Origin of the sequence: Haloarchaeobius marinus (genome assembly GCF_051207415.1) — an archaeon.
In the GTDB taxonomy this organism is placed as follows: domain Archaea; phylum Halobacteriota; class Halobacteria; order Halobacteriales; family Natrialbaceae; genus Haloarchaeobius.
In genome coordinates this window covers 640,806-662,098 of record NZ_JBPKGD010000002.1, presented here as the reverse complement: position 1 = coordinate 662,098, position 21,293 = coordinate 640,806, and the positions used below count along the sequence as shown (strand labels likewise).

Below are 21,293 nucleotides of genomic sequence, written 5' to 3'. Positions count from 1 at the left end.
CGACCTACATGAACCCGCGGTCGACCTCGTCCGTCTCGATGACGTCGTCGAGTTCGGCGTCGAGCACCTCCTCGGCGTCCTCGAACGTCGTCGCCAGGTCGTCGAGGCGGTCCAGTCGGTCGTAGCCGTCGTACTCCATCGGTCCGAACGCCGGACTGTCCAGGGCCTCCATCACGTCGTCGAAGAAGTCACCCGGGGTCGTCGGCGCGTCGGCGTGGGCCTGGACGACCGCTTCCAGTCGCTTCGCTGCCGCCTCGGCCTCGTCCTCGTCGTCCGGCGGCGACTGGACGGCGAAGCGACTCGTGTCGCTCGACTCGGGGAAGAACGTCCCGAGTTCGTCGTCCAGTCGTCTGGCGACCTGCGTGCCGACGCCGTGGACCTCGAACGGGTTCTTCGCGTACGTCTTCAGGTGGAAGACGCCACCCGTCGGGTGTCCGAGGTAGAGGTCCTCACCGAGGCCGCCGGACCGGTCGCCGGCGACGGCCCGCCAGCCCTCCGGGTCGGCGTCCGACTCGACGACGTCGGAGACGATGTCCTCCCAGTCTCGAACTCGCATAGGCGGTGATTGCGCTCCCGGTCGCAAGAACGTATCGGTGGCGGCCGTCGGCGTGCGGGCGACGCTGCGCTCGACCACCGCCCCGTACGCGAGGGCGTCGGCCGACCCGGACTCAGCGTTCCTCGTCAGGGCCGTCCTCGTCGTCGGTGCCGTCGTCGCCCGCGTCGGCCGGCGGGGTCAGGTCGTCCGTGACCTCGGCAGCCGTCTCCTTCGCGTCGCCCGCCTGCTCCTCGGCCCGTTCGACGCGTTCCTCCAGTTCCGCCGGTGGTTCCTCGTCGTCTCGCTCGACGGCCGCTTCCAGTTCCTTGGCCGCCCGTTCGACGTCTTCGGCGGACTTCTCGACGTCTTCCGCCGAGGCGGCGACCAGTCCCTCGCGCCGCCTGACGCCACGTGCGAGCACCAGCAACTGGACGGCCCCCGCGAGGACGAACACCGTGACGACGACGCTCGTGACGAGGTCCAGTGCCTGCTCCCCGGCCGTCGAGAAGACCAGCACGTCGGCCGTCGCGGCCCGGACGAGGTGGACCACGGCGAGCACGGCGACGACGAGCAACAGGCCGCGGACGAACCATCGGTACCAGTCGGCGAAGACCACGCGCTCTACCCCGTCGGCGACCCGGCTCAGTACCGGCACGCCATCGTCTCGTTTCCCTACCATCTGTTGTACGTACCCGTCCTGTCCGGGGCCATATCAATCCACTAGCACACCGACCGTGTGGTTCGCCCGGCCGGGCGGGGCCGGACGTCGGACCCGTCGACGGGAGACAGCGTTTATGCGTCGTGACGACCGAAGGGAGGACGTGACAGTTCGCGGCGTCGTCACGGCGGTCGGAGACGAACGCACGGTCGACACGAGCTACGGCACCTCGGAACTGGTCGAGGTGTCGGTAGACCGGCCGGCGGACCCGCCGACCACGGTGACGCTCTGGGGCAAGTGGACCGAGACGGCCGCCGTCCTCGCGGAGGGGATGGAACTGCTCGTCACCGACCCGAAGCAGGAGGAGTACGAGGGGCAGGTCCGGTACTCGACGACGGGCGACTCCTACGTCGTGGTCGAACCGGACTTCCTCGTCAACGTGACCGACGTCCGTCAGTGGGTGCAGTGCCCCCGGATGTACTACCTGAACAAGCTCTCGAGCGTCCCGCTCGCGTACCCGGTGGTCAAGGGGACCGTCGTCCACGAGGTGTTCGGCGACCTGCTCCGGGGGCGCGACCTGGACGAGGCGGTCTCCGAGCAGGTGGCCCAGTCGGCGCTCGAACTCGGCCTGCTGGGGATGTCCGGCGAGGACGTAGAGCGCGAGGTCCACCAGAACGCACAGGCCATCGCGGGGTGGCTCCAGCAGGGCCGCCTGGCCGACGAGGACGAGTGGCGGTCCGAGCAGTTGCTCATCTCGGAGACCTACGGCATCAAGGGACGTGCCGACGCCATCCGTCGTGGCCAGCCGGTCGAACTGAAGACCGGGAAGAACCTCCGGAGCGACCCGCGCTTTCACGACAAGATACAAGCGGCGGCGTACGCGCTCGTGCTCCGCGAGCGTGGCGTCCCGGCCGACACGGGGACGCTGCTCTACACCAAGAACGAGGCGCTCGACCGCGACGAGTTCACCGGCGACTTCTCGCCGGCGAAGGAGTTCTCCATCGGCCAGGGCCTGCTCCAGTTCGTCGTCCGCGCCCGAAACGAGATCGCCGCGATGGAGTTCGACACGGACGTGCCGACGGGCTACGAGGCAGACGCGAGTTGCGAGCGCTGTTTCGAGCAGGATACGTGCATGGTCGTCTCGGGACGACTCGACCAGGAGTCGAAGGCGGGCCAGATCGGCCGGGCCGTCCCCGAGGACGAACGGGCGTACTTCCGGACGCAGTACGAGGCCATCGAGGCCGAGCGCAAGGCCACCCACGACGAGTTCGTGAAACTGTGGCGACAGAGCCCGGAGGAACGCGCCGAGGACGACCGGGCGCTGGTCGACCTCGAACCGGCGGGCGAGCGCGAGTTGCCGGCCGGCCGGTGGGAACTCAGGGCGACGCGCACCTCGCCGGCGGTCTCGAAGATACGGGAGGGCGACTACGTGCTCGCGAGCGACGGCGACCCCATCCGGGGCCACGCCGAGTTCGCACAGGTCGAGCGCCTCGGCGAGGAGGAGGTGGTCGTGACCGCCGACGAACCCGTCGACGTCCACCGCCTCGACGTCTACCCCTCCGACATCGGCCCCTCGAAGATGCTGACTGCGGTCCACGACGCACTGTTGAAGGGCGACACGCGCCGGAAGGACGTGCTGTTCGGGCGGGCAGACCCCGAGTTCGGGACGACCGACGAGACGTTCGTGGACAACAACGCGGCCCAGGACGAGGCGGTCCGGTTGGCCGTGACCGCCGAGGACTGCGCACTCATCCACGGGCCGCCGGGGACGGGCAAGACCTACACCATCGCCCAGGCCATCCGGGCGATGGTCGACCGCGGTGAACGGGTCCTGCTCTCGGCGTTCACCAACCGCGCGGTCGACAACGCACTCGAAGCCCTGCGCGACACCGGCTTCGAGGACGAGGTGGGTACCGTCGTCCGCGTCGGGACCGAGTCCGGCGTCCGCGACGACATGCAGGACCTCAGACTCCGGCGGCGGGGCGACCCCGAGGAACGCGCCGCGGCACTGGAGTCGGCGACGGTCGTCGCGGCGACGACGGCCACGTGCGGGTCCACGGTGATGCGCGAGCAGGAGTTCGACGTCGCCCTCGTCGACGAGGCCGGCCAGTTGACCGAACCCGGGACGCTCGCGGCCATCGAACTCGCGTCGCGGTTCGTCCTCGTCGGCGACCACCAGCAACTCCCGCCCGTCGTCCGGGCCGAGTCGGAACTCGGCACGTCGCTCTTCCAGCGCCTCGTCGAGACCCACCCCGACGCGAGCGTCCTGCTCGACCGTCAGTACCGGATGTCACAGCGCATCCAGGCGTTCTCCTCGCAGGAGTTCTACGACGGGCAGTTGCGCCCCGCGACGCCCGACGTCGCAGGGCGGTCGCTCGCCGACCTCCCCCACGTCGACGCCGACTCGCTGCCCGAGACGCTCCGGGACGGCGTCGCCATGGTCGACACGCCGGGCGACGACGGACGGCACACCGACGCCGTCGAAGCCGCCGAGGTACGCCGGGTCGTCGACGCCTACCTCGACGCGGGTCTGGACCCCGACGACGTCGGCGTCATCGCGCCGTTCCGGGCACAGGTCGCCGAGATCGGTCGCGACCTCCCCGACGGCGTCGCCGTCGACACGGTCGACCGGTTCCAGGGGTCGGCGAAGGAGGTCATCGTGGTCTCGTTCGTCGCCAGCGGCGACCTCGACAGCCCCATCTTCGAGGACTACCGCCGGGTGAACGTCGCGCTGACGCGGGCAAAGCGCGCCCTCGTCCTCGTGGGCGACGCCGACGCGCTCCGGACCGACGACGTCTACGCCCGGATGGTCGACTGGGCGGACCGGTGACCCGGGACGCGAAAGCTTCAATCCGCCTGCCCGAGCACCGAACGGGCATGCTCCGGTTCGAAGACGCGAGTGCGACCATCCGCGAGTCGGTCCCGGCCGAACTGGTCGACGCCGTCGCCGCGGTCACGGCGCTCGGCGACCCCGCGGTGCTGACGCTCCTGCTGGCGCTCGTCTACTGGCTCTACCGCCGCGACGCGACGGCGACCGTGGTCGGCTACGCCTTCGTCGCGTTCGCGGTGACGCTCCTGCTCAAGAACGGACTGGCGATGCCGCGCCCGCCCGAGTCGGTCCACCGCATCGAGACGTCGGGGTACGGCTTCCCCAGTGGCCACGCCATCGCGGGCGTCGTCGTCTACGGCGGCCTCGCGCTGGAGTTCGACTGGCTGGACGAGTCCCCCAAGGCGCTGGCGATGGGCGTCGTCGCCGTCTCGGTCGGACTGTCGAGGGTCGCCCTCGGCGTGCACTACCTCGGCGACGTGCTCGTCGGGTTCGGCGTCGGCGCCGTCGTCCTCGCAGCGGGGTACGGCCTCTGGTCCGAACGCCCCGGGAGGGCCTACGTCGCGGCCGCCGTGCTGGCGGTTCCCGCCATCGTCGTCGCCGACGCCGGTGCCGACGCCGTCGCGCTGCTCGGATACAGTCTCGGCGGTGCGGTCGGGCTCCGGGCGGTGGAACCGGTCGTCCCCTCGCGGGACGCCGTCGAGGCCGCCACGCTCGCCGTCGCCGGCCTCGCGTTCCTCGTCTCGATGGCCGTCGCCGAGTCCGCCGTCACGAGCGTCCCCGGTGGCACGTTCTTCCACAGCGCGGCCCTCGTCGCCGGGATTCTGGCCCTTCCGGCGGTCTTCGCCCGGGTCGGTGTCGCCGACGCCACCTCGCCGGGGACCGAGTGACGGCCCGGGTCGAGCCAATCGTTTATATCAGTTCGAGCGTTAGCTATTGGCATGGCTGAGAGTCACACGACCGACGAGGACGTGACGACCGACGAATTCGAACGGGTGGATGGCGCGGACGAACTGCGAACGGCAGCGTCGGCCGTCGCCGGCGGCATCGTCGGGACGACGGTGATGACGGGCGTACTCCTCGCGGTCAACGCGGTGTACGCACCGGAGATAAGCGTCTTCGCGACGCTTGCGGAACTCGCCGGCGTCGGGTCGAACGTCGCACTGGGTATCGCGATGTTCGTCGGCGCGGGCGCGCTCGCCTGGCCGCTGCTGTTCGCCACCATCGGGGCGTACCTCCCGGGAGCCACGAGGATACAGCAGGGCATCGTGTTCGCACTGGTGCTCTGGGTCGGCTTCATCGTCGCCTTCGGGACGCTCTACAGCGGCGTCGACCTCGTAGTCTTCCTCGCGACGTCCATCGCCACGCACGTCGCCTACGGCTACATCCTCGGGTTCGTCTCTGGCCGCCTCACCGGCAACCACGAACGGGCCCGGGTGGCCGTCTGAATCCGGCCGGATTCTAGAACCAGTTTCGTCGGACTCCACACGGAGTCGGTTCGAATCTCGAAAAATCGCTTTTTACGGGTGCGTCATCCTCCTCGATGGAGCACTCACATGTCGAACTCAGAGCCACAGACGCGAAGACGGTTCCTCGCGGCGACCGCGGCGGCGACCGGCGTCGCCGGACTCGCCGGTTGTCTCGGAGACGACGAGCAGGCCACCGACGAGGGCATGACCGACGACGAGATGACCGACGAGATGACCGACGAGATGACCGACGACGGCATGACCGACGAGGACTCGATGGGCGCACACACCGTCGAGTACGCCTTCGAAGCACTGCCCGAACTCGACGCCGGCCACTACGAGGGCTGGGCCGTCTTCGGCGAGGAGACGCTGTCGACCGGGACGTTCCAGCCCGGCGACGAGACGACCTTCGAGGTCGACCGCGACCTCGGGCGAGCCGACCGGTTCGTCGTCACCGTCGAACCGGACGAGAGCATGACCGACGGCCCGTCGGACGTCGTCGTACTCGCTGGTGACCTGATGGGGTCGGAGGCGGCGCTGTCGTTCCCGGTCGACCTCTCGGCCGCGGCAGGGTCGTACATCCTGGCCACGCCGACGAACGGCGGTGGCACCGACGAGACGGCGGGCGTCTGGTTCCTCGACCCCGAGGCCGGCCCGGGGCCGAGCCTCGACCTCCCCGAACCGCCCACGGGGTGGACGTACGAGGGCTGGGCCGTCACGCAGGGGACGCCCATCTCGACCGGGCGATTCCGCGACCCGACCGCGGCCGACGACTTCGACGGATACAGTGGTGACGAGGCCGCCCCGGACTTCCCCGGCGAGGACCTCCTGCGGAACGCACCCGACGGCGTCTCCTTCCCGCCGGACCTCGCCGACGGGTCGTCGACCGTCGTCGTCACCGTCGAACCGGACGTCGACGGGATGGACCCGACCGGGGGCTCGCCGTTCCCCATCGAGCCGCTGGTCGGCGACGTGCCGGCCGACGCCGCGGACCACACCAGCTACGACCTCGCGGCCGACGACCAGCGGGTGCCGAGCGGGACCGCGACCGTCTCGTAAGCCGGGGCCACCGGACCGGTCAGCCGTCGTCGCCGGCCACCGCCTCTGTCCCCGACAGCGACGCCTCGCCGATCTCGTCGACGACGCGCCGGTGGAACTCCTGTAACGCCGCGCTCTCGTCCTCGGCGAGAACCACGTCGCTGGCCATCAGCGTCGCCAGGCCGAACGCCCGGGGCGTCGGCGACTCGACGCGGATGTGCTGGACGTCGAGTTGGCCGGCCCCGACGGCACGGACGACCGCCTGGACGCTCTCGACGTTGAGTTTGTCCTCCAGTATCTCCCGGTAGGTCTCCTCGACGACGGCGAACTCGTCCAGTTCCCGGGCGAACCCGAGCAACATCTCGCTCGAGACCTGCTGTTGCTTGGCCGACTTCTCGTAGCCCTTGTAGCGCTTGAGTATCATCAGCGACCGCGTCGCGTTGATGCGGAAGTACCGCTGGAGGAGTTCGGTCTCGTCGAGGCTCTCCCGGAGCAGTCGTCGAACGTTCGCGGCGTCGAGTCCCTCGACGATGCCGACGATGTCGACCTTCCGGTTGAGGGGCATCGACAGCGTGAACCCGTTGTCGGCGACGCTGACGGCGACGTTCGCGTTGGTCTCCTGCGCACAGCGGTAGGCGAGCAGGCGCGAGAAGCCGTCGTTGAACCGGCGGCCGTACGTCGAGTGGACGTGGTACTGGCGCCTGTACTCGTCCCTGTCGACGACCTCCTCGACGGTGAGTCGCTCGTCCGTGCTGACGCTCTCGGGCCCGGCGTAGCGGACCTGCTCGTCGAACATCCGTGCGACGGCCCTGACCGTCTCGTCGTCCAGCGGGAAGTTCCTGAGCCAGTGCCTGACCGCCGCCGGCCCGCCGTCGGCGAGTTTCGAGAGCAGTTCGCCCTGGAACGCGGCCAGTTCCGCCCCGAGGTCGTACGACAGCGGGAGGCGCTCTGAGTACCACGACGGTACCGTCGGCGAGGCGCTCGTCGGGTCGACGTACACCTTCGACCCGCGACGGTAGCGGAACTCGAAGTGCTGCCCCCCGAGGACGAACACGTCACCCGTCTCGAGCGTGTCGAGGTAGCTCTCGTCGAGCTGGCCGACCCACTCGCTGTCGGCGCGGGTGAACACGTCGCAACTGAACGAGTCCGGGATGGTCCCGATGTTGGTCATGTAGATGACCCTGGCGAGTCGCCCGCGCTTGCCCATCAGCGTCTCGCCGACGGGGTACTCCTCGTAGTGGTGCTGGCCGGACGGCGGGTCGTTCTCGTCGCGCCAGACCTTCGCGTACACGTTCTTGTCCTCGAGTCCGTCGTAGTCCGACCGGAGGTACCGGAGCAACTGCTCCCAATCCTCGTCGGTGTACTCCCGGTACGGCCACGCCGACCGGAGGATGCGCCGTATCTCGCGCTCGGGGCGGACCTCGGCGATGGCCATCCCGTACACCTGCTGGGCGGCCACGTCCTGTGCGCGCTCCGGGACGTCGACCCCGTCGACGAACCCCTCGTCTGCCTTCTTCAGCATCACGGCGCACTCGACGAGTTCGTCGCGGTCGAGGGCGACCACCCGCCCGGTGACGGTCTGGCCGACCCGGTGACCCGCCCGTCCGACGCGCTGGAGCAGGGCGGCGACGCTCTTCGGCGACCCGACCTGCACGACGAGGTCGACGTGTGGCATGTCGATGCCGAGCTCCAGGCTCGTCGAGGAGGTCACCACGTCGAGGTCGCCGGACTTGAGTTTCGACTCGACCGACTCCCGGACGTCCTTCGAGAGACTGCCGTGGTGACAGCCCGAGTTCTCCTCGTCGTAGGCGTCGAACCGGTCCCTGAGTCGGTGCAGGACGCGTTCGGCACCCGACCGCGTGTTCGTGAACACCAGCGTGTTCGTGTGGTCATCGATCAGGTCGTGCAACTGGTCGTAGAAGCGCTCGGTGACGACGTGCCGGGGCGTGTCGATGAGGTCGTCGGTCGGGCAGGTCAACTGCAGGTCGAAGTCGCGTGCGAACCGGGTGTCGACGATCTCGCAGTCCCGGGGTTCGGTGCCGCCGTCGTCGTCGACGTCACAGCCGACGAGGAACTCGGCCACGTCGTCGAGCGGTTCGATGGTCGCCGAACAGCCGATGCGCGTGGGTGACCCGTCGGCGAGCGCCTCCAGTCGCTCCAGCGAGACGGAGAGGTGGGTCCCGCGCTTGCTCTCGGCGAGGCTGTGTATCTCGTCGACGACGACGTACTCGACGGTCCGCAGTTTCTCGCGGAACTTCGGCGAGTTCAGCAGGATGGCCAGCGTCTCTGGCGTCGTGTTCAGCACGTGTGGCGTCTCCGTCAGCATCTTCTGGCGAGCGGTGTCGTCGGTGTCGCCGTGGCGGATGGCGTGGCGCACCTCGCCGACGGACTCGCCGAGGTCCTCAGCGACCGCCCGGATGCCGGACAGCGGTTCCGTGAGGTTCCGGTGGATGTCGTTGGCGAGGCTCTTCAGCGGCGAGACGTAGAGGCAGTAGACCGAGTTCTCCAGGCCGTCCTCGCGCTCCCTGGCGAACAGTTCGTTCAGGATGGCGGTGAAACTGGCGAGCGTCTTCCCGCTCCCGGTCGGGGCACAGATGAGCGCGTTCTCGCCGGCGTGGATGTGCGGAATCGCCCCCTTCTGTGGCGGCGTGAACAGGCCACCGTTCTCGGGGACGAACGCGCCGAACTCCTCGACCCACCAGCGCCGAACGGCGGGGTCCAGCAACTCGAAGACGTCCTCGTCGTCGATGTCGACCGATTCGGGGTCGGCGTCGAACCCGTCGACCTCCGCGAGCAACGCTCTCGCGTCCATTGCCGCCACGTCCGTACCCGACGGGCAAGTGCCTTTGCCCTCCGGATGCGGAGTCACGTCCGCCGACGGGTCCTCTCGGGTCACGGTGCCGTCACCCGGCAGGCCCGTATCCGGGGCCCGTGGTACCCGCCGTTCCTCCTGGCCGTCCCGAACTGCGGTCGTCCATGTCTATCCGAACCACGTTCTCCGGGCGGAAGTACTCCAGCATGGCACGGTGAAAGTGGAAGTGAAACGCTCCCTCGGTAGCGTCAGGGCTTTGTCCGTGGCCTGTGGGTTTCGATACATGCGCGTCACGTTTCTCGGCACCGGGAGCGCCATGCCGGTCCCGACCCGCCACCAGGCCGGCATCCTGCTGGAAGACGAGCGACCGCTACTCGTCGACTGCGGGGCCGGCGTGTTGCATCACCTCGCCCGGACCAGCGTCGGCTACGAGGGCGTCTCCTCGGTGCTGCTGACCCACCATCACCTCGACCACGTCTCGGACCTCCTGGCGCTGCTCAAGGCGCGATGGCTGGCCGGCGAGGAGCACCTCGAGGTGGTCGGCCCGACGGGGACGAAGGCTCTCGTGGACGGCCTGCTCGACGTGTTCGACTACCTCGACGGCCGGGTCGACCTGACGGTCCGCGAGGTCGGTCCACACGAGTTCTCCGTCGCTGGCTTCGACGTCGACGCGTTCGAGACGCGTCACTCGAAGCCGTGCCTGGCGTACCGGTTCGACGACCGGTTCGTCTTCTCGGGCGACAGCGAGGCGTTCCCGGGACTCGCGTCGTTCGCCGACGAGGCGGCCGTGCTGGCCCACGACTGCTCGTTCCCCGACAGCGTCGACGTGGACAACCACCCGACGCCGAGCGAACTCGGGCGCACACTCGCCGGTCACGACATCGGCCGGGTCTACCTCACGCACCTCTACCCGCACACCGAGGGCCAGCACGAGGCGATGCTCGAATCCATCGCCGCCCACTACGACGGCGACGTCCGGTTCGCGGACGACATGCTCTCAGTTACCATCGAGTGACCACCTCCGGACGGCTTCTCGACGTGCTCGAACCGTCTTCGTAGCAGTAAGTTTATGACGAGTACACTGTTAGTAGCGACATAACAACACCACTGTCGTATGTTCAGTACCTACAGAACCGCCGCCCGCCACGACCCCGCGGAGGGACGTGAATGACGGCACTGGGACGTATCGCTGACGGAATCACGACGCACAGCAAGGTGGTCATCGCGGTCATGCTGGTCCTGACCCTCGGCATCGGCTACGGGGCGACGGACGTGACGAGCACCTCGTCGCTCGACGCGTTCGAGAGCGACTCGCCCGAGGCCAGCGCCCAGACGTACATCAGCGAGAACTTCTCCGTCGGCGACCAGGACACGCAGACGGTCCAGGTCATCGTCAGGAACGAGGACGGGAACGTCCTCACGAAGGAATCGCTGTTGCGTTCGCTCGCCTTCCAGCAGACGCTCCGCGACGACGCGGCAGTCGACGGGACGCTGACCGAGAACCAGTCCATCGTCGGCGTCTCGAACGTCGTCGCCATCACGGCCCTCCAGCAGGACGACCTGGCCGAGATACGGGCGCAGGGGGCGGAACTCCAGGAGCGACAGCGACGACTGGAGGCCGACTCCGAGCAGTTACAGGAGGACCAGGCGGCACTCGAACGCCGGAGCCAGGCGCTTAACACCACCGCAGGACAGCTCCGGAGTGCGCTCGACACCATCCGGCAGGACCCGGACGCGAGCGTCCGCACCCAGTTCGAGACGGTGCAGGCGAACGCCCCCGTCGAACTGAACGAGAGTCACTACGCGGTGTTCGAGCAGGCGGCGTCCGACCTCCGGGACGCCACGACCGCCGACGAGGTGGAGGCGGCGTACCAGCTCGGCACCCAGGGCGTCCTGCAGGAGGAGTTCGCCGCCCTCCAGCAGCAGAGCCAGGAACTCCAGCAGCGCGCAGCCGAACTGCAGGAGCGCGGGTCCGAACTGGAGGCCGACTTCGCAGCCTTCCAGGAGCGACGGGCCGCACTCCAGAACGCACCGACCCCGACGCTGTCCGAACAGCGGGCGGCCATCGAGTCGCTGAACCAGTCCGAGTACGAGTCGGTGCTGACGACGGTCCTGAGCGAGGGCGACGAGAACGGCGACGGCTCGCCGTTCGCCGGGCAGGCCCTCCGGCTCATGGAGAACCGGTACGAGCCCGGCAGCACGACCGCAGAGGCGCGAATGATGGTCGTCCAGCAGGTCAGCCTGTCGAACAGTGACCTCGGCGGCGGGTCGGCCATCGACGAGAACGTCAGGGACGCACAGCTGACGATGCAGGACTACGCACAGTCCGTCGACGCCGACGGCGACTACATCGTCTTCGGCTTCGGCATCATCTCCCACGAGATAGACCAGTCGATGACCGACTCGCTGGCAATCGTCGGCCCGCTCGCGGTCCTGTTCGTCCTGCTCACGCTCGCCGTCGCGTACCGCGACGTCCTCGACATCGTCCTCGGCCTGTTCGGCATCGGCGTCGTGCTGACGTGGACGTTCGGCTTCATGGGCTGGCGAGACATCGCGTTCAACCAGATAATGATCGCCGTCCCGGTGTTGCTCATCGGGTTGTCCATCGACTACGCCATCCACATCTTCATGCGCCACCGGGAGGAGCGCCTGGACGGCGCCACGCCGAGCGACGTGCGTGGCTCGATGCGCTACGCGCTCGCCGGCGTCGGCATCGCGCTCGTCTGGGTTACCGCGACGACGGTCATCGGGTTCCTCTCGAACCTGACGAGTCCGCTCGGGCCCATCGCGGACTTCGGCATCGTCTCCTCGTTCGGTATCGTCGCCGCCCTCGTCGTCTTCGGCGCGTTCGTCCCCGCGCTGAAGGTCGAGGCCGACGGTGCGATGGAGTACTACCTCGGCTGGAACCGCAAGAAGCGAGCCTTCGGCACCGGTGGCGGGCGATTCAGCGAGGTGCTCGCGGTCGGTGCGACCCTCGCGAAGAAGGCGCCCGTCCTGGTCGTCCTCGTCGCGCTGGTCCTGTCCGGCCTCGGTGCGGTCGGTGCGACGCAGGTCGACACCTCGTTCTCGAACGAGGACTTCATCGCGGACGAACCGGCCGACTGGATGTACGACCTGCCCGAGCAGGTCCGCCCCGGCGAGTACAACGCCAAGAGCCACCTCGACTACGTGAGCGAGCGATTCCAGCGCGACGACTCGCAGGCCCAGGTACTCGTCGAGGGGGGCGTCACCGACCCCGCGACGTTGCAGGCGCTCCACGAACAGCAGACGGCCATCGACGAGGGCGAGTACGACAGCCCGTTCGTCGACGCGACCGGCGAGGTGGCCTACCGGTCACCACTGACCGTCATGGAGAGCGTGGCCGCCCAGAACGAGTCGTTCAACCGCACGTACCAGGCGTCGCTCGGTGAGGACGGCGTGCCGCAGGAGAACGTCTCGGCGGTGTACGACCACCTGTTCGAGGTCGCACCCGACCAGGCGGCGGGCGTCGTCTATCGCACCGACGACGGCGGCTACGAGGCAGTTCGACTCGTCGTTCCGATGGGCGACGCGACGACAGCCGAACAGACCGAGGACGTGCGCGCCGTCGCGACGGCCATCGAGGACGGCGGCGGTGCGGAATCGGTCACCGCGACCGGGACCCCGGTCGTGAACGAGGTCGTCCAGACCCAGCTGCTCGACACCGTCATCCAGAGCCTTATCATCACGCTCGTCGCCGTGTTCGCGTTCCTCATGTTCGCCTACCGCATCACCGAGGGGAGCGCCACGCTGGGCATCGTCACCCTGCTCCCGGTCGCGCTCTCGGTGACGTGGATCCTCGGGACGATGTACCTCATCGGGATGCCGTTCAACGTGCTGACGGGGATGATAACCAGCCTGACCGTCGGGCTTGGCGTCGCCTACAGCATCCACGTCTCCGAGCGGTTCAACCTCGAACTGGGCCGGCGCGAGACCAAGTGGGAGGCGATGGAGACGACCATCACCGGGACCGGCGGTGCCCTGCTCGGGTCCGCCGCCACGACCGTCGGCGGGTTCGGCGTGCTCAGCTTCGCCATCTTCCCGGCGCTCCAGCAGTTCGGCGTCATCACCGCGTTGACCATCGTCTACGCGTTCCTCGCGAGCGTGCTGGTGCTACCGAGCCTGCTGGTCGTCTGGCACCGGTACGTCGGGTCGGACGACGTCGCGACCGTCGACCCCGACCACGACGACGAGGGCGACCGGATGGACGGCTTCCCGGCCGCGAACGGCGGCACGGAGGCACAGGCGGGCAGCATCGACGCCGACGATGGGGACGTGGAGGTCGTCGGCGACGACGCCGCAGCAGAGGCGGAGGTGGTCGAACCGCCCCAGGTCGACGTCGACAAGGCCGAGTCGACGGACTACGACCCGTTCGGCGCGGCCGACGCCGCCCCCATCGACGGCCCGACCGCCACCACGACGACGGCAGACGAGCAGGGGCTGCCGGACGCGACGCGGACGGTGTCGACCGAACGTCCCGAACCGGGCACCCGGTTCCAGGTGTCGCTCTCCGTCGACGACGCCGACGGGCGGGTCCTCCTCACGGAGACCGTCCCCGGGACCGGCGGGCAGGTGACGTCGCTCTCCCCGTCGCCCACCTCGCACGCGATGGTCGGCCGGCGACTGTACGTGCTGTGGGACCTCGACGAACCCACCGACGTCGGCCTGACGTACGTCTCGACCGTCGCGGACGACGCGACGGGCGGGGATTCGCTCTCGTTCGACGCGACGGTCCGCACCCCGGCGGGCGAGACGACCTTCGACGGGCCGGAGGGACTGACGGTCGGCACCCAGTTCCTGCGCGAGACGCTGAAGGGTCCCGTCACGCAGGCGACGCTCGACCGGGCGAGCCACCTCGCGATGGCCGGCGAACTCACGCAGGGCGAACTCGAGTCGCTGTACGAACGCTGGCTGGACGGGGACGACGCGGACCGGCGATGACCGTCCAGGAAGACGAGGCCATCGAGTCTCTGGGGGGCCTGGGGCTGACGAGCTACGAGGCCAAGGTGTTCATCGCCCTGCACAAACTCGGCACCGGGACCGCCCGCGACGTGTCCCGGGTCGCCGACGTGCCGCGCTCGCAGGTGTACGGCGTGACCGAGAGCCTGGAGGACCGCGGACTGGTGGAGGTCCAGCAGTCCAGTCCCATCCGGTACCGTGCGGTCAGCATCGAGGAGGCGCGTTCGACGCTCCGCGAGCGGTTCGAGCGCGAGTCCGACGCCGCCTTCGAGTACGTCGAGACCGTCCGGGAGGAGTTCGGCCAGGACGACGAGGAACAGGAAGACATCTGGATGGTCAGGGGCCAGGAGCGCGTCTCGGACCGCGCCGCCGAACTCGTCCGACGCGCGAACGAGTCGGTCGTGTTCGCCGCCCGGACGACGGAACTCGTCGGCGAGGACGTCGACGCCGCCCTCCGCGAACGCGCCGACGACGGCCTCTCGGTCGTCGTGCTCAGCGAGAGCCCGGAGGTCCGGGCGCTCTACGCGGACCACCCCGTCATCCAGGCGGTCGAACCACGGACCGACACGCACGTCAAGGACGAGCACACGGGGCGGGCCGTCTTCGGCGACGACGACATCCTGCTGTTGAGCGTCCTCGGCGGCGACGAGGAACTCCCCGGCATCAACCGGGAGACGGCGTTCTGGAGCGCCAACACCAGTTTCGCCCAGGTGCTCGTCCAGCTGGTCGAGACGACGATCACGCCAGACGCGTGAGAATCCGGACGGCCGGCGGTGTCGACCGACCGCCAGGCTGTGGTGGGCAAGTCGGAAGGGACGGGTCGACGACCCGGGAGTGGGGGTGCCTCGGATGACTCTCGTCTGCGTCTCCGGGTCGTCGGCGGTTTCGAACCGCAACCGGACCTACGTCGCGAGGGGCCGAAGAAGCCCGGCCAAGCAGTGTAGGCCGGCCCGTCAGTCGAGTCGATATCGCAACAGCGCCGCGATACCGCCGAGGTTCTTGAGTTGCTGTCCGGGCGGGAACTCGCTGGAGAAGACCGTTATCTCGCCGCCCTTCCGTTCGACGTCGGTGATGAGGTCGTTCACGTCGAGGTCCCACTCGCCCTCGGGGCCGCGCTCCTCGCGCAGTTTCTCGTCGAGGAGGAGCAGGCGGTCGATAGCACCGTAGTCAGCCGCCTTCTCGACCGCCTCGGGTCCGTAGGCCGCCTCGTGGCCGGTCGCGATGCGCCTAGTGAGTTCGTCGATGGCGTCGGCCTCCTCGGCGATGCGCGTCTCGCGCTGGACCTCCTCGACGGCGCCGCGCTTGAGCACCTCGTGGACGCCGCGGTCCCCGACCGAGGCGGTGTCGACGACGGTCACCTTCTCGGCCACCTCGGGGTACTCGTCCTCGATGTAGGCGAGCGCGTCCTGCTTCGTGAAACCCGGCCCGGCGAGGATGATGGCGTCGACGTCCATCCGGGCGAGCGCGTCGGCCAGTTCGCCGAACAGTTCCGACCTGCCCCGGGCGTACTCGCCCTTCCCGGTCGTCCCGGTGAACGTACCGCGTGACTCGGTGCCGTACTGGGCGACGGTGTGGATGTGTGCCTCACCTTCTTCGACCGTCGCGATGGCCACGTCGGGGTTGTCGGCGGCCTCCTCCGCTTCCTCGAGGCGGTCGAGCTGGTCGGCCTTCCAGTCCTTCGTCACCTCGACCTCGTCGTGTTCCTCGACGTTGAGCGTGTGGTGCAACCCCAGCTGGTCCTCCCGCGAGCAGTCCTCGATGGTGCCCGAGACGCGAAGCCGGTTGGCGAACTTGTGGAACTCCACGTCCTCGACGCCGATGGTGACGTGCATGTGCTCGCGTTCGCCACCCGTGTCCCGTAGCTGTTCGTCGTCTCTCTGGATGCGACGGGTGGTGTCGCCGGCGACGAGGTCGCCGGGTTCGAGGACGTACTGGAGGTGCCAGAGGTCGTCGAGGCTCTCGGGAACGAGCGTGATGCGCTCTCGTCCCCCCTCGACGCGGACCCGGCTCTTCACCTGCATGTGGCCGACTCGTGGCCCCGTGGCTACATGCCTTTCTGTTTACCTGGCGTTCGCGTAGCCCAGGCCGACCACCCGCGAGGCGACGACGCTGGCGTACACCGCCAGAAGCCCCGCCAGCAACCCCGGGACGCCCCTGCCGCCGAACAGTTGCCCGACGACGCCGAGGCCGAGCAGGCCGACGACGAAGGCCGCGGCCCAGGCGACGAGGTACGACGGGTTCCGGTAGACGTACAGCAGGCCCCGAGGCGACAGTCGCGGGCGTCGCCGTCCCTCCGCCACGTCACGGGCGAGCACCGCCGGATAGACGTAGGCGACGGCGAGCGCGACGGAGAGGGTGACCGTCGACCCGAACACCAGCACGGTACCGGTCCCGCCGTCGAGCGCCTCCTCGCCGATGGACGCCGCGCCCTGCAGCGTCACGAGCAGGACGAGCGTCGGCGGCGTCAGGTAGACCAGCGTGACGGCGAGTGCACGGACGCCGTCGCGGAACCGATCGCGGAGTCGGCCGACGGCCGGCATCTCGTCGTCCTTGCCGCCCGTCTCGACCGTCGAGGACAGGACCCGTCGGCAGTAGCCTGCCCAGAGCACCAGCGGGACCGGTGCGAGGAGCGCCGGGACGAGCGCGAGGACCGACGGGTAGAACGCGACCGCGAACCGTGCACACAGCGCCGTCGCCACGCCGAAGGCCGCCAGTGCCGCCCACGCCGGGCGTGCCTGCTCGCCGCGGAACGGGTACCCGAACGCGTCGGTCAACACGGTCCGGCCACCTCGGTCACTCGTCGACGATTCGGCTCCCGCCCGGCGGGAGGAAGTGCTGTATCCGGTCCGGACTCGCCACCTTGCGGACGAACGAGGTGTCGGTGAAGGCCTCCCGGAACTGGCGGTAGATGCGCTTTGCCACGTCGCCCTGGGCGAACCGGCCGGGTTCGACCCGGGCGCTGACTTCCGTCCGCGGTTCGATGGCAGACGGCGGCCCGCCGACGACTCGCGTGACGGGTTCGCACTGCACGCCGACCGCACAGCCGACCGGCGTGTCCCGGAAGTAGGTGCGCTCGCCGCGGATGGCGAACGCTCCCTTCTCCAGGTACTCGCCGCTCTCGGGCGTCTTCGTCACCTGGTCGGACTCGACCATGTACACGTCGTCGGCGTACCGGCCGTCCTTCCAGACCGAGGAGTAGGTGACTGCGAACTGGGCCGCCTCCTCGAGCGTGTCCTCGGCGAAGTCCACGTCGCGGGCGGGTTCGCTCGGGTCCGTCGCCTTCAGCACCGTCACCGGCGCGCCGTGGGCCTGCGTGTGGAACACACGGTCGCCGCGCTCGACGTACTTCTTGACGAGTTCCTCGTTCTGGTCGGCGTTGCGCCCGCCGATGACGAGGAAGTCGTCGCTGGTGTAGAACCAGCGGAAGCGCTCGAACCACTTCTCGTCGCGGCGGATGGGTATCGAGGAACGAGAGAGCCAGTCTACCTCGCGGTCCGCCTCCTCGCCGGCCGGTTCCTCCTCGTCGCGGGCCTCCCACTCCTCGCGTCGGGCCTCGAGCTCTGCGAGTTCCTCGCGTGTGTCCTCGATGGCGGCCATCGCGCCCTCCTTCTTCTCTTCGATGCGCTTCGCCTCGGTGTAGAGCCTGTCCGCGTTCTTCTCGACGCCGTGGCGCACGTCGACCGTGACCTGGGTCCCGTCGAGGTCGAGCGTCACGGTGTCCTCCGACCCGTCCACGTCGACGACGGCCTCCGCTTCGGGGATACCCTGCTCGGCCCCGGACTCGAACGTCTCGGCGATCTCGTCCCAGGACACGTCGTCCGCCCGGGCCGCCTGCACCGTCGAGATGACCTCGTCGACCAGACCGTAGTGGCCGTACAGCAGCTCGGCCTTCTCGCGCTCTGCCTCCGCCTGCTCCTCGAAGCCGACAATGGCGTTCTCCTGCTGTTCGACGATGCGCTCGTGCTTCTCTATCTGTTCCGCGAAGTCCGGCCCGGTGTCGCCGACCGCCTCGGTCCCCTCCTCGGCGGCGCGGTCGAGTTCGTAGAAGTAGTCGTCGACCGCCCCGTTGAACGTGTCGTAGGCGTCGCTGGCGAGGTCGGGGTTCGTCTCGTGTTCCTCCAGGGGGACCGGCGTCACGTCGACGACCCGCCGGGCGTCCGTACCCGCCTCGTCGCCGTCCTCGTCGGGTCGCTCGTAGTAGACGCGAGGGTCGAGGTCCGCCGACGAGAGCGCCTCGGCCAGTCGCCCGACTGCGTCGTAGATGCGCTCGTACTCCTCGTCGGTGGCGTCGGCGATGTCGAGCGTCTTCTCGACGCCGGCGCGGGTACACAGCTCCTCTCCCCAGAGGCCGCCCCAGTTCAACTGGGTCGCGAGCGTCCGGACGACGTCGGTGTCGGAGTCGTCCATCGTGCGGGCGAACCCCTCGTAGTCGACGGTCAGGGGGTTGATGCGGGACTCGGGGAAGCCGTAGGTCGACCCCGGCGCGACCGTCCGGGACTTGAGCCGGACCGTGTCCAGGCAGTCGACGACCTCGTACGTCTCGTCGCAGACCGCGACGTTCCCGTGACCGAACAGCTCGACGATTATCTTCGTGTCGCCGTCCTCCCGGGAGAAGGTGAACTCGAGGATGCGGTCGAACTCGTACTGCTCGACGCCCTCGAAGTCAGCGCCCGAGAGCCGGTTGCGCAACATCATCGCGAAGTTCGGCGGGCGACCCGGAGCGTCGGGCACGTGCGACGGCGCGGCGACGTGGGCGCGCATCACGTCGCCCACCTCGAGCAGCAACTCGACGCGGCCGCGCTCGAAATCGCGCAGCTTCAGCCTGACCAGGTCGTCCCCGTAGAGGTACGCCTTGTCGAGTTTCGCGCCCCGGTAGGCGTTCAACTCGGAGACGAGGGCGGCGAGGTCGACGCTGGTCAACTCGCGCTTCGGTTCCATGTCGTGGCGTTTTCGGGGCGAGGGTAAGGGCCTGTCGTTCGGACCGCTCGAACGAAAGCCGCATACGTACTCGGTCCATGCGGTCTCGTCAATGGTCGATGCAACCGTGGACCCGCCCGACGGTGGGCCGGCCCTCCCGGTCCCCCCACAGGTCGTCGGCATCGCGCTCGTCAGTCTCGTCGTCGTCGCGCTGCTGGCCTACGGCGGCTACCTCGCGCTCGTCGAACGGGCGGCGAGTCGAGTGGTGATACAGGTCTGTGGTGGCGTGTTCGGACTCGGTCTCGTGCTGGTCGCGTGGGACGGGCTCACGGACGTCTTCGAACGGTCGCGCCCCTGACCGGGGTGCAGTTCAGAGTCGCTTGCTGACGTACGGGCCGTCCTGGTAGTAGCCCAGTTTCTCCCGGTAGTACTGCCTGACGCCGATGCCCGAGATGACCGAGAGCTTCTCGAAGCCGGCGTCCCTGGCGCGCGCTTCGGCCGCTGCCAGCAGGCGACGGCCGTAGCCGCGGTGTTGCTGGTCGCCGTCGTCGCCCGACTGCCCGACGCCGACCTGGTTCCCGTAGACGTGGAGTTCCCGGACGAGGGCGGCGTTCTCCAGTTCCCGACGCACCGGGTCGCCGGGGAACCGGAGCCGGCAGAACCCCACCAGCAGGTCCTTCTCCCGGTCCTCGAAGCTGATGAAGTGCTCCGTGCCGCCCGCGGCCTCGTAGGTCGTCGTGTCGAGGGTCACGTTCTCCGGGTCCTCGTCGTTCATCCCGACCTCGCGACACCGGATGCAGTCGCAGGTCCAGCCGTGTTCCTCCATCCGCTCCCAGGCGAGCTGGCGGAGGTTCGACTTCCAGACGCCGGCGTCGATGAAGTCGGCCGGGATGTCGCGCTGGACGCGCTGGAGGCGCGTGTACTTCGGCACCATCGACTTCACCTCGGCGACGAGTTCCGCCGCCTCCTCGTTCGTCAGCGGTTCGTACTCGTCGCGGTACCACGAGTCGTAGACCCGCGTCCCGCGGACCACCAGCGTCGGGTATATCTTCAGGTAGTCCGGCTTCCAGTGCTCCTCCTCGAAGATGCGCCGGAAGTCCTCCAGGCACATCTCCCGCGACATTCCCGGTTGGCCCGGCATCATGTGGAACCCGACCTTGAACGCCGAGTCGCGCAGGCGGCGGTTCGCGTCGATGCTCGCCTGCACCCCGTGTCCGCGGTGCATCTCGCGGTTGATGCGCTCGAACGTCGTCTGGACGCCGACCTCGACCTTCGTGCCGCCGAGGTCGAGCATCCGGTCTATCTGCTCGGGGTCGCACCAGTCCGGCTTCGTCTCGAACGTCGTCCCGATGTTGCGCACGTCGGCCGTCTCGTTCTCTGCGACGACGTCCTCGAGGTAGCGGAACTCGTACTCGTCCGGGTCCTGGGCGAAGCTCTCTCCCTCGGCCGGTTCCGGTTCCCCGTCGACGTCGTAGTCGTTCATCGCCTCCAGCGCACGCTTGACGAACCACTCCTGGTAGTCGTGGCTCCGGGCGGTCATCGTCCCGCCCATCAGGATGAGTTCGGCCTTGTCGACGGGGTGGCCGATCTCGCGCAACTGCTCCAGGCGCAGGGTCACCTGCCCGTACGGGTCGTAGTCGTTCTGCTCGCCACGGGCCGCCGCCGGTTCGTGGCCCGTGTACGACTGCGAGGAGTCGAACTCGGAGGCGGGTCCGCCCGGGCAGTAGAGGCACTTCCCGTGCGGACACATGTGCGGCGACGTCATGATGGCCACCGGCGAGACGCCCGAGGCGGTCCGGACCGGTTTGCGCTGGAGCACGGCCGCTAGCTCCTCGCGGTGCTCGGCGGGTGCGTGGTCGAGGATGTCCGAGTGCCTGGGCACCTTCGGCGCACCGTGGTTCGAGCACGCGTCGAGCTTCGCCGACTCCACGTCGTCGCGTTCGATGTCGCCGGCGAGGATGCCCTGGACCAGCTCCTCGCAGACGGCCTCGAACGCGTCCGACTCGGTCGGGTCCGTCTCGGTGCTCATTACCCGTGGATGGCTCCGTGACGGCAAAAAG

15 protein-coding genes are annotated in these 21,293 nt (G+C 68.9%); 8 read left to right on the top strand and 7 right to left on the bottom strand.

Features of this window, described 5'->3' with window-relative positions; genetic code table 11:
- Positions 1–4: 4 nt before the first annotated feature.
- A complete protein-coding gene (locus ACSC1W_RS09370) occupies positions 5–556 on the bottom strand; it encodes a hypothetical protein (protein ID WP_435346920.1) in 552 nt (183 codons plus the stop codon).
- 112 nt (positions 557–668) lie between these two features.
- Entirely contained in the window at positions 669–1,214 is a 546-nt protein-coding gene (locus tag ACSC1W_RS09365) for a hypothetical protein (RefSeq protein WP_435346918.1), read from the bottom strand.
- Positions 1,215–1,356: 142 nt separating this feature from the next.
- On the opposite strand from ACSC1W_RS09365, the gene ACSC1W_RS09360 reads away from it, so the two are divergent.
- From ACSC1W_RS09360 to ACSC1W_RS09345, 4 genes are all read left to right on the top strand, one after another.
- On the top strand, positions 1,357–4,023 hold the full coding sequence (locus tag ACSC1W_RS09360; RefSeq protein WP_435346916.1) for an AAA domain-containing protein: 2,667 nt from the start codon (positions 1,357–1,359) through the stop codon (positions 4,021–4,023).
- 47 nt (positions 4,024–4,070) lie between these two features.
- The gene (locus tag ACSC1W_RS09355) at positions 4,071–4,910 is read left to right on the top strand and encodes a phosphatase PAP2 family protein (protein ID WP_435346914.1); all 840 of its coding nucleotides are present in this window, start codon (positions 4,071–4,073) and stop codon (positions 4,908–4,910) included.
- 51 nt (positions 4,911–4,961) lie between these two features.
- Complete coding sequence (locus ACSC1W_RS09350; RefSeq protein ID WP_435346912.1) at positions 4,962–5,468, top strand: DUF6789 family protein; 507 nt, start codon at positions 4,962–4,964, stop codon at positions 5,466–5,468.
- Positions 5,469–5,576: 108 nt separating this feature from the next.
- On the top strand, positions 5,577–6,548 hold the full coding sequence (locus ACSC1W_RS09345; RefSeq protein WP_435346910.1) for an anti-sigma factor: 972 nt from the start codon (positions 5,577–5,579) through the stop codon (positions 6,546–6,548).
- Positions 6,549–6,567: 19 nt separating this feature from the next.
- On the opposite strand, the gene ACSC1W_RS09340 is transcribed toward ACSC1W_RS09345, so the two are convergent.
- Entirely contained in the window at positions 6,568–9,339 is a 2,772-nt protein-coding gene (locus tag ACSC1W_RS09340; RefSeq protein WP_435346908.1) for an ATP-dependent helicase, read from the bottom strand.
- A gap of 283 nt (positions 9,340–9,622) precedes the next feature.
- On the opposite strand from ACSC1W_RS09340, the gene ACSC1W_RS09335 reads away from it, so the two are divergent.
- The 3 genes from ACSC1W_RS09335 to ACSC1W_RS09325 all read left to right on the top strand — a co-directional run bounded on the left by ACSC1W_RS09335 (position 9,623) and on the right by ACSC1W_RS09325 (position 15,071).
- Positions 9,623–10,354, top strand: coding sequence for an MBL fold metallo-hydrolase (locus tag ACSC1W_RS09335; RefSeq protein WP_435346906.1), 732 nt, complete (start codon positions 9,623–9,625; stop codon positions 10,352–10,354).
- 152 nt (positions 10,355–10,506) lie between these two features.
- The gene (locus ACSC1W_RS09330; protein WP_435346904.1) at positions 10,507–14,298 is read left to right on the top strand and encodes an efflux RND transporter permease subunit; all 3,792 of its coding nucleotides are present in this window, start codon (positions 10,507–10,509) and stop codon (positions 14,296–14,298) included.
- The gene (locus ACSC1W_RS09325; protein ID WP_435346903.1) at positions 14,295–15,071 is read left to right on the top strand and encodes a TrmB family transcriptional regulator; all 777 of its coding nucleotides are present in this window, start codon (positions 14,295–14,297) and stop codon (positions 15,069–15,071) included. Before ACSC1W_RS09330 ends, ACSC1W_RS09325 begins: the two co-directional genes overlap by 4 nt.
- 198 nt (positions 15,072–15,269) lie before the next feature.
- Here ACSC1W_RS09325 and ACSC1W_RS09320 read toward each other — a convergent pair whose 3' ends face one another.
- Genes ACSC1W_RS09320 through rqcH form a run of 3 tightly spaced genes read right to left on the bottom strand, consistent with a single transcriptional unit; the run spans position 15,270 to position 19,254 of the window.
- Positions 15,270–16,337, bottom strand: a complete 1,068-nt coding sequence (locus tag ACSC1W_RS09320; protein WP_435346902.1) for an mRNA surveillance protein pelota — start codon at positions 16,335–16,337, stop codon at positions 15,270–15,272.
- Between the two features lie 39 nt (positions 16,338–16,376).
- Positions 16,377–17,090, bottom strand: a complete 714-nt coding sequence (locus ACSC1W_RS09315; RefSeq protein ID WP_435346900.1) for a DUF4013 domain-containing protein — start codon at positions 17,088–17,090, stop codon at positions 16,377–16,379.
- 19 nt (positions 17,091–17,109) lie between these two features.
- Entirely contained in the window at positions 17,110–19,254 is a 2,145-nt protein-coding gene (gene rqcH / locus ACSC1W_RS09310; protein ID WP_435346898.1) for a ribosome rescue protein RqcH, read from the bottom strand.
- A gap of 91 nt (positions 19,255–19,345) precedes the next feature.
- On the opposite strand from rqcH, the gene ACSC1W_RS09305 reads away from it, so the two are divergent.
- Positions 19,346–19,591, top strand: a complete 246-nt coding sequence (locus ACSC1W_RS09305; protein WP_435346897.1) for a hypothetical protein — start codon at positions 19,346–19,348, stop codon at positions 19,589–19,591.
- A gap of 12 nt (positions 19,592–19,603) precedes the next feature.
- Here the strand turns inward: ACSC1W_RS09305 and ACSC1W_RS09300 are convergent, their stop codons facing one another.
- Entirely contained in the window at positions 19,604–21,262 is a 1,659-nt protein-coding gene (locus tag ACSC1W_RS09300) for a tRNA uridine(34) 5-carboxymethylaminomethyl modification radical SAM/GNAT enzyme Elp3 (protein ID WP_435346895.1), read from the bottom strand.
- Between the last annotated feature and the right edge of the window lie 31 nt (positions 21,263–21,293).

Excerpts from the sequence above, each read along its gene's own strand:
- ACSC1W_RS09370 (WP_435346920.1), bottom strand. The coding sequence starts at position 556 with ATGCGAGTTCGAGACTGGGAGGACATCGTCTCCGACGTCGTCGAGTCG.
- ACSC1W_RS09365 (WP_435346918.1), bottom strand. The coding sequence starts at position 1,214 with ATGGTAGGGAAACGAGACGATGGCGTGCCGGTACTGAGCCGGGTCGCC.
- ACSC1W_RS09355 (WP_435346914.1), top strand. The coding sequence starts at position 4,071 with ATGCTCCGGTTCGAAGACGCGAGTGCGACCATCCGCGAGTCGGTCCCG.
- ACSC1W_RS09350 (WP_435346912.1), top strand. The coding sequence starts at position 4,962 with ATGGCTGAGAGTCACACGACCGACGAGGACGTGACGACCGACGAATTC.
- ACSC1W_RS09345 (WP_435346910.1), top strand. The coding sequence starts at position 5,577 with ATGTCGAACTCAGAGCCACAGACGCGAAGACGGTTCCTCGCGGCGACC.
- ACSC1W_RS09340 (WP_435346908.1), bottom strand. The coding sequence starts at position 9,339 with ATGGACGCGAGAGCGTTGCTCGCGGAGGTCGACGGGTTCGACGCCGAC.
- ACSC1W_RS09335 (WP_435346906.1), top strand. The coding sequence starts at position 9,623 with ATGCGCGTCACGTTTCTCGGCACCGGGAGCGCCATGCCGGTCCCGACC.
- ACSC1W_RS09330 (WP_435346904.1), top strand. The coding sequence starts at position 10,507 with ATGACGGCACTGGGACGTATCGCTGACGGAATCACGACGCACAGCAAG.
- ACSC1W_RS09325 (WP_435346903.1), top strand. The coding sequence starts at position 14,295 with ATGACCGTCCAGGAAGACGAGGCCATCGAGTCTCTGGGGGGCCTGGGG.
- ACSC1W_RS09320 (WP_435346902.1), bottom strand. The coding sequence starts at position 16,337 with ATGCAGGTGAAGAGCCGGGTCCGCGTCGAGGGGGGACGAGAGCGCATC.
- rqcH (WP_435346898.1), bottom strand. The coding sequence starts at position 19,254 with ATGGAACCGAAGCGCGAGTTGACCAGCGTCGACCTCGCCGCCCTCGTC.
- ACSC1W_RS09305 (WP_435346897.1), top strand. The coding sequence starts at position 19,346 with ATGGTCGATGCAACCGTGGACCCGCCCGACGGTGGGCCGGCCCTCCCG.
- ACSC1W_RS09300 (WP_435346895.1), bottom strand. The coding sequence starts at position 21,262 with ATGAGCACCGAGACGGACCCGACCGAGTCGGACGCGTTCGAGGCCGTC.